Source organism: Protofrankia coriariae (assembly GCF_001017755.1).
GTDB classification, from domain to species: Bacteria; Actinomycetota; Actinomycetes; order Frankiales; family Frankiaceae; genus Protofrankia; species Protofrankia coriariae.
Genome location: NZ_JWIO01000024.1, coordinates 5,813 through 19,246, shown reverse-complemented (window position 1 = coordinate 19,246; position 13,434 = coordinate 5,813). Strand labels below are relative to the sequence as shown.

Genomic DNA, 13,434 nt, shown 5'->3' with positions numbered 1-13,434 from the left:
GCCCACGGTCGCCGACGGCTGGGGGACGGCCCGGCGCCGGGTGACAGCCCACGGCGAACGGAGAATCCGAGCGTCGGGATGATCATGAAACTCCGATCATTATTGGCTCACCCGAACGGACGCGTCCGACTGCCCCTCGCCACCGATCAGGTCGGCACGCCGAGTCAGCCAGCCCTGCTTGTTCATCGAGATGAATGCCCAGGTCTTGATGGGCAGAGCAACGATGACGATCATCACGACCACCACCGGGAGGATGAAGATGTCGCGCGGCTGCTCCCGCAGATGCGACAGCCCGCGCACGGCGCGCCCGCCCAGCAGCCACGCGATCGCGATGAGGGGGGCGTTCGCCTGCGGCCGGACCATCCAGAACCCGAGGTAGGTCATGGCCACGCCCATGGTGACCGGCGTGAGCAGGATCTGGAGAACGCTGATCTGGCAGATCAGCGGCTGGCGCCACAGCCAGCCCTTGTAGATCGCGGTCAGGTAGCAGCGATAGGAGTTGCGGCTCCACCGCACCCGCTGCTTGATGAACGCCTTCAGCGAGTCGGGGAACATCGATATGGCCCGGGCCGTGTCCTGGTGCACGGTCTTGTAACCGGAGGCGAGGGTGAGCCAGGTCAGCCGCCCGTCGTCCCCGGCTATGCACCGTCTGCCCAGGAAGAACTCGTTCTCCAGGTTGTGCAGCACCGGCAGGATCGCGGACCGGCGGTAGGCCGCGGTCCGTCCGGACAGGCAGGCGACCGCGCCCGCCCGGCCCTGCGCCGGCACGTAGTCGAGGTAGCGGATGTCGACCAGCCAGTTGGCCACCCGGCGCCAGACGCTGGTCCGTGCGTTGTAGACGCTCTGCCGGGTGCCGACCCCGCCGACCTTGGGATCGACGAACGGCATCTGGACGGCGGCGAGCAGGCCCGGCTCCCAGGCCGTGTCGGAGTCGCAGAGGACCACGATCTCCTTGGTGGCGGCCTTGATGCCCACACCGAGGGCGGAGCGCTTGCCCTCGTGCACAAAGGGGAGGACACGCAGGTTGCGGTGCTCCCGCGCGTGCCTTCGCAGCCGGCTGATGAGCTCGGTGTCCTCGACGTCCGGGACGATGATGATTTCGTCGGGGTTCTGCGCCAGCCACGTCTGTAGACAGCGCTCTATGACATCCGGGTCCTCACGGAAAGAGGGGACGACGACGGATGTGGATGCCCGAAACTTGTTGTTGATCGGCTTGTAACGAGATGACAATACACGTCGGAACAACCACACCGACCACGAGATCACTCCCGCGATGCCCAGGGGAACAAGTCCCCAGTACGATCCGACGCGGTCGATCACGGTACTGAGCGCGTCCATTGCCTAGCGTTTTCCCTCCGAGGGGTTACCGTAAAGACCCACCTGAAAAGTAGCGGCCCGGTGGCCCCTCCCTCTCCTATCGGCCAAAAACTTGGCCGTCGGACGCGAAGGGGCATAGAACCCCACCCCCGATGGCAGTTGCACTGGAGGTTAGCAGTGTGACGTGAATCGCACGTACCCCGGGGTGCCGGTCACTACGGAACGCACCTACTCTGTCACGAGAAATAACGTGACCCCGGCAGATTTACTCTGCGATCACGAGGTGCGTGCATAATGCCTCTTCTTCGCATCGCATGGCTCCGGGTGGCGGCAAACGTTAACGGATCATGTCGAATGCACAACGCCCATAGTCAGATTACCGCCAACTGGGAGTTGACAAACCACATGGGAACAACAACAGTTGTTGATCCATTGAGAATTTCCGTCATTGGAACCGGCTACCTGGGCGCGACACACGCGGTCTGCATGGCCGAACTGGGCTTCGAGGTCATCGGTGTCGACGTCGACCCGGGCAAGATCAAGCGGCTCACCGCCGGCGAGGTGCCCTTCTTCGAGCCCGGCCTGGAGGAACTGCTTCGCAAGAACCTGGAGTCCGGCCGCCTGTCCTTCACGACATCGCTGGCGGACGCCGCCAGTGCGGCGGACGTCCACTTCGTCTGCGTCGGGACGCCCCAGCATCCCGAGTCGAACTCCGCGGACATGCGCTACGTCGACGCCGCGGTCAGCGGACTGATCGCGGGTGGGTTGCGGCCGGGCTCGCTGGTCGTGGGCAAGTCCACGGTCCCGGCCGGGACGGCGGCCCGCCTCGCCGCCTGGCTGTCCGAGCAGGCACCCGGGGTCGAGCTCGCCTGGAACCCGGAGTTCCTGCGGGAGGGCTTCGCCGTCGACGACACCCTGCGCCCCGACCGGCTCGTGTTCGGCGTCGCGCCCGGCGGCAACGCCGAGGCGACGCTGCACCGCGTCTACGCGTCGGTGATCGCCGCCGGCACGCCCGTCGTCACCGTCGACTACCCCACCGCGGAACTGGTCAAGGTGGCCGCGAACGCCTTCCTCGCCACCAAGATCTCCTTCATCAACGCGATGGCCGAGGTCTGCGAGGTCACCGGGGCCGACGTCACCCACCTGTCCAAGGCCATCTCGTACGACACCCGGATCGGCGGCCGCTTCCTGCACGCCGGCCTCGGCTTCGGCGGTGGCTGCCTGCCCAAGGACATCCGCGCCTTCCAGGCCCGCGCGACCGAGCTCGGCGCCGGCCAGGCCGTGGCCTTCCTGGCCGAGGTGGACGCCATCAACCTCCGGCGCCGCACCCGCACCGTCACCCTCGCCACCGAGGCGCTCGGCGGCGACGTCACCGGGAAGAAGGTCGCCGTGCTCGGCGCGGCGTTCAAACCCAACTCCGACGACATCCGGGACTCCCCCGCCCTCGCGGTGGCCGACACCCTGCGCAAGGCCGGTGCCACGGTCGCCGTCTACGACCCGGCCGCCATCCCGAACGCCCAGCGCGCCTACCCGGAGATCATCTACGCCGACAACGCCGTCGACGCCGCGACCGGGGCGCATATTGTGCTACATCTCACAGAATGGACAGAATTCCGCGAGCTCGCCCCGAACGCACTGACCGCGGTTGTCGCGGCCCGCACCATCATTGACGGTCGCAACACCCTCAACCCGGCCCAGTGGCGTGCCGCGGGCTGGACGTACCACGCGCTCGGCCGTCCCTGACAAGTCGGCGAACCAACAGCATCAGCCGGAGCGCCACGACCGGGTGGACATGACGCTCCGGCTGATCGCTACCGCGCTCCGCCCGGCCGGCACGGCGGGGTGGTCCGTCACCGCCCCGGGCAGGCGGACCGCAAGCCGTTCGTCAGGGCCGAGCCAGCTGACCCGCCCCAGCCTGCGACCGGGACGCGGGCGGCCCGCCGCCGTCGTCGGCATCCCCGCGGCACGAAGCTGCGCCAGTTCCGTCCCGAACGCGAAAACGCGCCCGTCCGACCAGGTGAGCAGGTCCTGCCCCGGGTCGCCGGTACGGGCGCACACAAGCTGCCGGCGGTCCGGCTCCCAGATCAGCGCGACCCAGTCCCCGCCCAGCGGCCCGAGACAACGTTCGCCGTCCCTGCGGTAGGCGGCCGCGAGCAGGCAGGCGTCGGTGGAGCCCGCGCAGGCAGGAGCCGCGGGCNGCAGGCAGGAGCCGCGGGCCGGTCATCTGACACACCGGCCGCGGGTTGCGCGTACGGGCCGGCTGACGCACCGGCCGACAGGTGCGCCTGCGGGCCGGCCGACGGTTGCGCGGGCAGGACAGCCGGGGCACCGCCACGCGGTGAGATCGGGCCGCTCCCACCCCGCCGCCGCCGTCCGGGGCAGCCGTCGAGGACGACGACCAACCCCTCCGCGTCCACCGCGATCGGTGGTGTCGGGTCACCGGGGAACCCCGAGGCCGTCACCACGCCGAACGGCCCGTCGAGGTGCACGCCCCGCGCCGGCGGCAGGCCCACCGACGACGAGGCGAGCATCGCCGTGAGGACCGAACGCCGCACCGGGGCATCGTCCAGGCGCAGCAGCCCGCAAACCGTCATACCCGCTCTCCCGCGATCAGCGGTCCCCGGGCGTCCGCCCGGCCCCGCCCACTCCCGCCCGTTCCTGTCCATGACCGTCATCGACCGGCCGGCAGCGGGTGGGCCACCCGGGCCCCGGCCGCGCTGCATTCAACGCGGAAAGTAGCAGCACGCCGTCGTCGTGTCGCCGTCGTTCACCCCGGCCACCGTTCGCGCCGGGACCACCCACCTGGCAAGCGAAACGATACGGACAATTACTGGCCGGGACGGCGACAGATTTTCCGCCGGAAAACGCGGACGACGGCAGGCGCACGATCCCCGGATAAAGATCGGGGCTCGGCACCCAATGGACCCGGCCCCAAAAGGACCACAACAGCCGACGGCCACAGTGACCCACCGATATGCCTCCGAGCGGACAGTGTATCGTGACCCGGAGAATTCTTGAGATCACCCCCCAGCCCAGCGGCGCACGAGCGGGAGTCGGTGGATGAACGACAGAAACGGATTGTACCTGCCCAGAGTCCCTGGTTCGCAGCCCTCCCGGCCCACCGATGACGGGATCATTCTTCCGGGCCGGCCGGCCCGGACCCGGCGGGCCGTGCTGGGGTCAGCCCTCGGTCTGCTGGGTGCGGCGGCGGCAGGCTGTTCCCGGCCCGACAACACCTTCGACCCGGCCAGCGAGGTGCTTCCGCCGGATGCCGACGCGGTCACCCCTCCTCCCACGACCGGGCCGCCGCCGACTCTGGCAAACGGGGCCGCGGACTTCTTCGGAAAGGGTTTCATTCCGGAACAGTACGCGGCGTTCGGGTTGGATCGGGCACAGATACTGCCATCCGACAATCCACATTTTCCCAAGATGGTAAGAGTTTCGCTGTCAACGGACACAATCAACACGGAGAATTCGGTTTATCGCGACGGCGACACATACGGCGGCACCCAACTCTTCCTGTCCAGGGAGGACCAGCCGACGGAAGAGCTATACCTGCGTTATTATTTGCGATTTCCGGAGAAGTTCGATTTCAATAAAGGAGGAAAGCTCCCCGGGCTCTTCGGGGTCCTGTACAAGCCAGCGTCCAAGGAACGCACCAACGACTACCAGGATGGTTACGCCAGCCGGTTCGCCTGGCGTAAAGAAGGTGAAGGACTAATCTATTCGAACACCGCCCGTCCGGACAACCCCATCACCATGGTCGGTAAGAAGAAGTGGATGTGGGAGCCCGGTAAATGGATTTGCGTCGAACATGGCGTCCGCATGAGCTCCGATAAGTTTTCCCAGGAACTCCTCGCCGTCTGGATCAACAACCAGGAAGTACACAAAGAACACAGGTACAACCCACGTATTTCTGACCGGCTTCGCATCGGCGGCATCATATTCTCCGTCGTGTACGGCGGTGGCGACCGCTCGTTCGCTCCCAAGACGGACACCAGTATCGATCTCGCCGGCTTCGCCATCGGCGCCCAACGGGTCGGCCCCCTTCCCGAGCCTCCGGACTGAGACCTCGGGCCGCGTTCCCGGCTGCTCCAGGCCCGGCCCGGCGGGGGTCCGAGCCCGACAACCCCTGAACGGACGGACAGAGCCCCCGTGAGGGCATCCGGCCATCCTCCGTTCCGTGTCACCCACCCCAACGAGCGGCTGTCCTCCGTTGGGAAAAGGTGCCTACCTCCGGCCACCACGACCGGAGCGGGTGGCCAGGCGCGGCTGGCAGTCCGCCAGATGGGCGTCGAAACCCTGCACGTTCTGCCAGGTCGCATGGCAGACCCGGCAGTGCGTGGTCTCCGGGTCGCTCCACTGGGCGCTGCAGCCACCACAGGTCGCCGTCACAGGCGTGTCGCCCTTCCTGATCGGCTGGCCGGCGTTACGGACCGGCAACGGCAACATCGGCTGGGCACGTCGTGGCGTGCGGCCTGACGGAGTCTGGCGTCGGATCGGCACCCGGTCATCCTGTCCCAGAATGGGCCAACCACGGCGCAACCTTTTCCTATGAGCGTGGCAACGAGACTCAACACGCCCCGCCGGGCGCCTCCGTACGAGCAGGCGACCCCGACAAAAGCCAGTTAAATCACATACAGCCGGCATATGATCAAGTACAGCCCAAAAAGTATGAAAGGGACCCGGTGGCGCTGGTGACGCTGGTGACGCTGGCGGCGAGGAGAACGCCAGTGGTCTCCAGGCGCGGCCCGCCGCTGTTTCTCCGCCGCCGATGAGACGACGCTCCGGGCACGGTCCCGGGGACGTCGCTCCCGAGGACGTCACAGGTAGGCGTCCACGGCGAACTTCACCGCGAACCCGATGGCCGCGACACCGATCAGCAGCCGCAGCGCTCCCACCCGCAGCCGCCGTACGATCGCCGGGCCGAGCGCGCCGCCTATGAGCAGGCCGCAGGCCAGGGGCGGCACAGCCGGCCAGTACACCGGTCCGAAGCCCGTGAAGGCCGCCGCGGCGACCCCGTTCGGCATCCCCAGGAGCACGTTCTTCATCGCGTTGACCCGCGGGAGCGGTTCGGGTATGGCAGCACCAAGCACCGCAAAGAGGATGATCCCACCGCCGGCGCCGAAATAGCCGGTGTAGACCGTGGAGACGAACAACGCGACGGCCAGCGGCGGCCCCCGCTCATCCAGCAGGCCTCCGCCTCCGACCGAGCTCATCAACCGGTGCCGACACAGCACCAGCACACCGGCGCCGGCCACCAGCCAGGGCACCACTGCCTCGAAGGCGCCGGCCGGGCTCGCCAGCAGGAGCAGCGCCCCCGTGACCCCACCCGCGAGACTCACGGGGCCCATCCGCATCAGCCGCCAGTACTGCCCCGCCAGCTCCGAGCGCGACCCGATGGCCGCGCCGACCGCCACGAAGACCAGAGAAACCGTGTTGGTGACGTTGGCCTGCACCGCCGGCAGCCCGAACCACAACAGTGTCGGGTAGGAGACGACGGAGGCCAGCCCGGCCACGGTCGAGGTGATCCCGGCCAGTACGCCGCAGACGATCAGCGTCAGGGCGTCGGCGGCTGTCAGCGGGCGGCCCGCGCCCGGGCGATCGGCCCATCCGATCCGTCGACACGAAGTGGGCGCTTCCGAACACCTTGCCGCATACCTGCCAGGATATGCGCTCCGAAGCAAAAAAGATCTTTCTGTGGACCGGCTGTGACCCGATCCGCGTGCCCGTGCCGTCCAGGCCGCGACGGCAGCAGCGACACGAGGGACACGGCGTGGCTTGGACGATCACTCCGCCATCCGGATCAGACACCCGGACGGCGGAGGATCAGCCGAGCGACACGTTGAGGCAGAGCCGCAGCAGTCCGAGCAGGCTCGGGCACGAGTTCTGCCGCGGGGCGGCCTGCTGCGTCGGCGTGGGAGTGGGCTTCGGGGTGGACGCCGCGGCAGGGGCGTTCTTCGCCGGCGCGGGCGCGGCAGGTGCGGGTGAAGAAGCCACCGCGGTCCTGCCCGCGACAGGCGCGGGGGGAGCGGGCGCGGATCCGCCGCCCTGGGCCTGTGCGGAGGCGGGCTCAGCTGCCGTCAGACGCGGCGTGATGACGCCACCGCCGGCCGCCGGTGGCTGCCCCGGCGTCAGCGCGCTGACCGCGACCGTGGAGCCGCCCGGGACGCCTGTCGGACCTGCCGGATACGGGGAGGCCTGACCCGGATACGACGGCGCCCACAGCTGATCGTCGACGTGGGCGGGTTCCCTGCCGGTGTCCGGGCGGACGGCAGCGCTGGACGGCGCGGAGCCCGCCACGATCGGTCCCGCTACGACCGGTGATGTGTCAGTCGTGTCCGATAAGGAAATGAACCCCATCCCGCCGACCACGAAGGCGGCGGCCCCTGAAATAACCGCGAGTCGCATTATCGGCGCGACCGGGTAATCGCGTCGGCGATGGTGAGATCTGGAGCGTAACATCGTGAGGTAGCGGCGAGCGCATCCTTACTCGATAGCATGGACAGAGTACTGAGACAGAGTGCCAAGGATGCCGACCGTACCACTTAAGCCGACAACCTGATAGAGCTTTGGCGCCGGGCCGCCGGATCGACAATCGGCGATCAAGGCGGCCAGCCGAAAATGTCGATCTCCGGATCCGCCGCCGACGCAGACGTCCACCACGATCATTTCCTCGGGTGAGCAGCGCCCATGGCCGGTCGGCGAAGAGCATCTGAGGCCGCCGGCAACGAGGGTGCGCAGGCCCGCGGCGGCTCCCAGCACATGGCGCCGCAGGCAGGGCCCGGGCTTCGTGACCCCGCCCCATGCGCCCCACCCATCCGCGCCCGCCCGCACCTGCCCGGACCTGTCACTTACCTGCCCATACCTGCTTCTACCTGCGCGATCGCCTCACGACCAGCCGCCTTCCCGGTCTCTTCCCGGTCTCTTCCCGGCTCGCGTCAGGCAGGACTCGGCCCGGCTTGGCCGGGTCGACGTCCGACGCCTGCCAAGGGTCTTCCAGGAGTCTCGGCAGCGGCGCCCGCGGCAGGCCCGCCCGTCGCCACTTCGTGATCCAGATGGCCGATGGCCGCGCACCGAACGGACGCCTCGCTCCCGCCCGCACGACGGGGCCGCCGGCTTCAACCCACGACGGGTGAACGCTTATACCGCCCTTCCCTCGGAGCGGCAAGTTCTCGGAAGAGATATCTCTACTGGTCCGGCCCACCGGGACCGGGAACAGCACGGCCGATGAGACTACGGACGGCCGGCAAAGTTTTGTATACGGCCACGGTCGGCGGCGGCGGCTGCCCGGCCGAGGCGACGGTTCCATTTCTTTGACACTGTCGACGATGCCAGGAAACCGACGGCGAGTTCCGCGACGGTCTCGCGGAAGAAGGATTCGGGAACAGCACTGAATCGGCAGCTTCAGCTGGGATGGTCACAGAAAATCACCGACTGCCGTCCGATGATCCGCCGGACGGCAGTCGGTGGCCGGTTTCGCACCGCCGTGAGGGGCGTCACGTCACCGGGCGGAGACGCACCCGCCCTGCGACATCAAGATCGTCAGTATGGACGCCGACGCCCTCGCCGCGGGCGGGCACCATGCCCACCATCTGCTGTTTCCGCGCCATGCGGGCACCGGCGGACGCACGTCCGATGATCGCCTGGACGGACCGGCGCCCGCCGGATCCACCCCCGTGGCGGCCTCCAGGCTATTCCCACGGAAAACGTGCCCGGCTTACAGCAATGACGCCGAACCCTGGCAATGTGCGATTGCAACAACATCCACCGAACACTCGTAAAGATCACATCAATGAACTACAGTGATATCTACCACAACACCGACGGCCACAACGCGGCGAAGCCATCATGGAACTACGCAGCGTCCAGAGGCGGCCTCTTCACACCCTCCGCCGCGCTCCCTTCTCTGTGTTCCTGATCACAGGATAATTTTACGAACCGTAAAATTTGGAGATCGGCCCCCGGCCGCCCCTGCAGGGATCCCGACAGGCATCCACGGGCAGCACGGCCGTCCCGGCCGCCCACCCGGTAGATCGCCTCGCCGACGCCCTCGCCACGATGCCGCGCGCCGGGCCCGCACAGCGCCCTGGCCATATCCCAGAAGAAGGCCCTCGGACCCCGTGGCCATCTCGCCCCGCCAGCCCTCTCCCTCGGCCCGTCGGCTGCCCTCGTCCAGCCAACTCGTCCAGCCAACTCGTCCGTCCGCCGTCTCCACGCCACGACCCAGAGGCCAGACGGCGCCGCAACCCACCGGCCGTATGACGCCGTGGACGCAGCGGCCTGCCGGCGCGACGATCTCGATCTTTCAACACGAGGCTCGCGATCTTTTCAGTCCGCCGAAGCACGCGACCGGGATGATCGACAGGCGCCTTTATCGCTTATGGCACTATAAAAAATCATCACTAGAACTCCAAAATCACAATTTAAAAACAACTACCGCCTGCTGTCGTGGACGTCGAAACGACCGACTGTCCGTGCGCGACCAGGGCAGACAGCGGAGAATGCTCCACAAGGGGGCAGGCAACGTCGCCTGTCACCCGCCGTCACCCACCAGCCAGGACGTGTCCATTCCGGGCAGCTCCAGGTCGCTCTCCGCCCAGAGCCCGGCCCGACAGCACCCCTGGCCGCCAGACCGTCCGTTCCGGATCACGCTTATCCCAGGGCCAGCCTGAGGGCCCTGAGGTCCGACAGGATGAACGGGACGACCACATGATCCCGAGGCGGCACGCACAGCAGACGCGCCGCTCTATGTCGGATGGTTGACAGCTCACCCGTGTGTGCAGCTCCACGGCCAGCAAGGCGAGGAGCGCGTCGAATCCGGCCCCGCCGTAGCAGTCGACATCCCGCTTGGTCCCGGGATCCGCGTCGATCTCCTCCGCGCCAGCGAGGATCGATGGCAGCACCACCCAGGTCGCCGAACGGGCTGGGTGGACGCGGCATCCACGTCCTAATTCAAGATCCATGCGACGTGCCTCACCAGCCAGGACCAAAGCGCACACGACCGCATAGCCGCGACCTGCGGCCCGGGACCAACTGCGGGTGGAGCGGAGGGCGTGGGATTCGAACCCACGAGGACGCAGGACGCCCTAGCGGTTTTCAAGACCGCCGCCATCGGCCACTAGGCGAGCCCTCCCGACCCGTGGAAACGCTGTCAGGCTACGTCCGGTTCACCGGAGTCTGCCCGCCATGTGCCCGCCGGGTGCCGTTCCAGGATGTCACAGCCCGCGCCGGTGACACCCACGGCGTCACCCCTCTGCGCCACCTCACCCGCCTGCTTCCCCTTCCCAGAGGCGTGCCCGGTCCTGTCGACCGGCCCAGGCTCGCCGGTCCCGTCGGCCGCTGCCCGGCCAGCCCGCTCCCACGCTCGTGGGACGGCCCCCAAATTCCCCGTGGCGTCCCCCGCCCTATCCGGGCCCGCACGACTCATCACCAAAATCAGCAGCGATCCTCAGCTTGCCGCCAAGCGCCTGTACGTAGGCCGCGAGGGTATCCACCCCGCTGCGCTCCAGGTGCCCCTCTCGATGCGGGACACCCGAGCCTGCGTCACACCCGTCGCCTTCGTCGCCTCGATTTGGGTGGCGTGCCGGCGCCGGCGCACCTCCGCCAGCCGGAAGGCCCGTGCCTCGGCGATCAGCCGCTGCGTCCCAGAGATGGTCCCAGATATGTCCTCCGCCCGCTCGGCCGGGGTGAAGGCGAACTCGCCGGCCAGATCAACCCAGAGGCGCCCATGAATCCTTCAGACAATCAACCATTCCTATATTCCTCCATATGCTTGTGATGATCCTCGTGTGCCATATCGGAACTCCACGGCCTTTCGCGCCCCATCTCTTTTCCCGCGTCTGGGCCACTTTGTGGTCTGTCGTTGGGACAGCCAGTCCGTCCGTGACTCACTCGGCATGCTGGTGCGACGATGAGAAGGAGGATGGTATGGGATTTCTGCGGCGGCGGGACGATGACGCTGGCGAAGACCGCGACCGTATGGACAAGGGCCAACGGCAGCGGCAGGACACCCGGCGTGGCAACCCGACCTGGCGGAGCTGTGGACTGTGCGGCGGCACGGGAAAGGTACTCAGGGACATCGGCGGAACGGACGAGGACGGTGCGTTCAATGAGACCAAGAAACTGAACTGCGCATCCTGCGACGGAACGGGAAGGTTACCGATCAAAGATGATTGAACCTGTCGTGCCACTGCTGACGCTGGACTGCCCGCGACACCGTCGGCCCCGCCGCCGGCGCGGCCCGGGCGACCCGCCGAAAGGCCCGCGGCCCGGTACGTCCAGTACGTCCGGCGACTGCCCACACTGCCGGACGGTGTGGGCCGACGGCTACGGCCCTGATGCCGAGCCACCGTCGCGCGGCCCGTGGCGACCGGGCCCGGTCCACGGACCGAGCTGAACGCCCGCAACAACCTTCTGTAATGCCGTCTGTACACCACCCTCATATACGCATAACAGCGACCTGTGTACCGTGTTCTGCCGCGTGGCCCGGAAAACCGGCCGGGCGATGGACGCGAACGGACAGGCCGGTCCTCCGGTGGCGCGCGAAAAATATGATCGCGCCACCGGAGGGCCGACCTGTCCCGGGTCAGAGCCAGCGGCGGCTGCGGAAGACGACATAGAGCATGGCGGACACCAGCCCCATGAGCCCGATCGCGAACGGATAACCGTACACCCACTGCAGCTCCGGCATGGTCTCGAAGTTCATCCCGTACACGGTGCCCACCAGGGTGGGCGCGAACAGGATCGCCGCCCATGCGGATATCTTCTTGACCTCCTCGTTCTGCGCGATGCTCGTCTCGGTCAGGATCTTCATTTCCTCGTTCTGCCGCTGCCCGACCAGGGCTGCGTTGGCCGTGAGAATGTTCTGCAGGAGCTGGCGGAAACCCTCGATCCGCTCCACGACCTGGACGACGTGGTCGCTGACGTCCCGCAGGTACTGCTGCAGCCCGGCGTCCACACCGTATTTCACGAAACCCGACGCCAGAGCGTCCAGCATGCCGAGCAGGGGCTTGGTCGCCCGCTGGAACTCGATGACCTCGCGGGAGAGCTCGTAGATACGCCGGCTCACCTCCGGGTCGCCCCGGAAAACCTCGGTCTCGATCTCGTCGATGTCGTTCTCCAGCCCGGCGACAACAGGTGCGTAGTCGTCGACGACCCGGTCGAGGATGGCGTACAGCACCGCCTCGGGGCCTCGGGCCAGCAGGTCCGGCTCGGATTCCATCCGGTGGCGTACCCGTCGCAGGTCCGGCGCGTCACCATGACGTACCGTGATGACGAAGTCATCCCCGACGAAGACGTGCAGCTCGGAGAATTCGACCTCCTCCCGGGTATCGTTGTAGGAAGCCGCCAGCAGAACCACGAAGAGGGTCTTTCCGTACCGCTCCAGCTTGGAGCGCTGATGCGCCTGCACGGCGTCTTCGACGGCGAGTTCGTGCAGTTCGAACTCCCGGGCGATCGAGGCGATCTCACGCTGGTCCGGGCGGACCAGCCCGATCCAGGCGAGATCCTGCTTGCGCTCGTCACGACGTCCGTGCAGAAGCTGGTAGGTCTCGGCCAGCGAGTCCGGTCGCACAAAGCGCCGGCCCTCGGAGTAGAACACGTTCTCCATCACCGTCATCACGCCAGCTCCTCGAATGGCTTGCGGATCTGCCAGCAGACAGCGGTCTGGAACCGGGAGCGGGCTGGTAGCTCCCCCTGGACGCTCGCTCGCACCTCGCCGAGGCGGTGACCGGGCCTTGCGCATCGCTGTGTGGACGTGTCGCCGGGTGGCACACAGCAGGCCGACCATGGACGAACGCAGCCATAGCCGGGCGTGGACAAGGTCCGAGCGCACCGCCACAACGGCCAACCGGCTGGTGCGTGAAAGCCCGCTACGCGATCCCGCGCATCTGCTGACACAACCCTTGGGTCAGGCCTTGATTCCAGACCACCGCGACGCCGTGCTCGTGGGAGCTCATAACGAGCGCCCGCCCGTGTTCAGCGCGTCAGACACGACACAACGACCACGAGCCGCCCGGCGAGGCAGGGCTGGGACCGTCGGCCCTTTCTGACAAAAGGCCGGCGGCGATGTTTTCACACCGGAGTGACCAGGCTCAGGCGGCGGGGGTCGCCGAG

Annotated in this window: 9 protein-coding genes and 1 tRNA gene; 3 read left to right on the top strand and 7 right to left on the bottom strand. The window is 67.5% G+C overall.

Going from position 1 to position 13,434, the window contains the following annotated elements:
- Positions 1 to 99: 99 nt before the first annotated feature.
- Positions 100 to 1,338: a glycosyltransferase family 2 protein gene (locus FrCorBMG51_RS15015; protein WP_047223691.1), complete on the bottom strand. Its 1,239-nt coding sequence runs from the start codon at positions 1,336 to 1,338 to the stop codon at positions 100 to 102.
- Between the two features lie 384 nt (positions 1,339 to 1,722).
- On the opposite strand from FrCorBMG51_RS15015, the gene FrCorBMG51_RS15010 reads away from it, so the two are divergent.
- Positions 1,723 to 3,060: a UDP-glucose dehydrogenase family protein gene (locus tag FrCorBMG51_RS15010; RefSeq protein ID WP_047223690.1), complete on the top strand. Its 1,338-nt coding sequence runs from the start codon at positions 1,723 to 1,725 to the stop codon at positions 3,058 to 3,060.
- A 21-nt stretch (positions 3,061 to 3,081) separates the two neighbouring features.
- On the opposite strand, the gene FrCorBMG51_RS25365 is transcribed toward FrCorBMG51_RS15010, so the two are convergent.
- Complete coding sequence (locus FrCorBMG51_RS25365) at positions 3,082 to 3,375, bottom strand: hypothetical protein (protein ID WP_052914702.1); 294 nt, start codon at positions 3,373 to 3,375, stop codon at positions 3,082 to 3,084.
- A 1,002-nt stretch (positions 3,376 to 4,377) separates the two neighbouring features.
- On the opposite strand from FrCorBMG51_RS25365, the gene FrCorBMG51_RS14995 reads away from it, so the two are divergent.
- Positions 4,378 to 5,385 carry a polysaccharide lyase gene (locus tag FrCorBMG51_RS14995; protein WP_047223689.1) on the top strand — a complete coding sequence of 336 codons (1,008 nt, stop codon included), beginning with the start codon at positions 4,378 to 4,380 and terminating at the stop codon, positions 5,383 to 5,385.
- A 162-nt stretch (positions 5,386 to 5,547) separates the two neighbouring features.
- On the opposite strand, the gene FrCorBMG51_RS28345 is transcribed toward FrCorBMG51_RS14995, so the two are convergent.
- From FrCorBMG51_RS28345 to FrCorBMG51_RS14975, 4 genes are all read right to left on the bottom strand, one after another.
- Positions 5,548 to 5,769 (bottom strand): FDXHR family putative zinc-binding protein, encoded by a 222-nt coding sequence (locus tag FrCorBMG51_RS28345; protein ID WP_139342130.1) that lies wholly within the window; start codon positions 5,767 to 5,769, stop codon positions 5,548 to 5,550.
- Between the two features lie 371 nt (positions 5,770 to 6,140).
- The gene (locus FrCorBMG51_RS14985) at positions 6,141 to 6,872 is read right to left on the bottom strand and encodes a sulfite exporter TauE/SafE family protein (RefSeq protein WP_086055480.1); all 732 of its coding nucleotides are present in this window, start codon (positions 6,870 to 6,872) and stop codon (positions 6,141 to 6,143) included.
- A 274-nt stretch (positions 6,873 to 7,146) separates the two neighbouring features.
- Complete coding sequence (locus tag FrCorBMG51_RS32600) at positions 7,147 to 7,620, bottom strand: hypothetical protein (RefSeq protein WP_052914700.1); 474 nt, start codon at positions 7,618 to 7,620, stop codon at positions 7,147 to 7,149.
- Between the two features lie 2,745 nt (positions 7,621 to 10,365).
- Positions 10,366 to 10,453: transfer RNA gene (locus tag FrCorBMG51_RS14975), tRNA-Ser, on the bottom strand.
- A 794-nt stretch (positions 10,454 to 11,247) separates the two neighbouring features.
- On the opposite strand from FrCorBMG51_RS14975, the gene FrCorBMG51_RS14970 reads away from it, so the two are divergent.
- Positions 11,248 to 11,496 (top strand): hypothetical protein, encoded by a 249-nt coding sequence (locus FrCorBMG51_RS14970; protein WP_013872153.1) that lies wholly within the window; start codon positions 11,248 to 11,250, stop codon positions 11,494 to 11,496.
- A 409-nt stretch (positions 11,497 to 11,905) separates the two neighbouring features.
- Here FrCorBMG51_RS14970 and corA read toward each other — a convergent pair whose 3' ends face one another.
- Positions 11,906 to 12,937: a magnesium/cobalt transporter CorA gene (gene corA, locus FrCorBMG51_RS14965; RefSeq protein WP_235433601.1), complete on the bottom strand. Its 1,032-nt coding sequence runs from the start codon at positions 12,935 to 12,937 to the stop codon at positions 11,906 to 11,908.
- Positions 12,938 to 13,434: the final 497 nt, after the last annotated feature.

What these genes read in the sequence shown, in the direction of transcription:
- FrCorBMG51_RS15015 (WP_047223691.1), bottom strand. Translation starts at nt 1,338, where the DNA reads ATGGACGCGCTCAGTACCGTGATCGACCGCGTCGGATCGTACTGGGGA.
- FrCorBMG51_RS15010 (WP_047223690.1), top strand. Translation starts at nt 1,723, where the DNA reads ATGGGAACAACAACAGTTGTTGATCCATTGAGAATTTCCGTCATTGGA.
- FrCorBMG51_RS14995 (WP_047223689.1), top strand. Translation starts at nt 4,378, where the DNA reads ATGAACGACAGAAACGGATTGTACCTGCCCAGAGTCCCTGGTTCGCAG.
- FrCorBMG51_RS28345 (WP_139342130.1), bottom strand. Translation starts at nt 5,769, where the DNA reads ATGTTGCCGTTGCCGGTCCGTAACGCCGGCCAGCCGATCAGGAAGGGC.
- FrCorBMG51_RS14970 (WP_013872153.1), top strand. Translation starts at nt 11,248, where the DNA reads ATGGGATTTCTGCGGCGGCGGGACGATGACGCTGGCGAAGACCGCGAC.
- corA (WP_235433601.1), bottom strand. Translation starts at nt 12,937, where the DNA reads ATGACGGTGATGGAGAACGTGTTCTACTCCGAGGGCCGGCGCTTTGTG.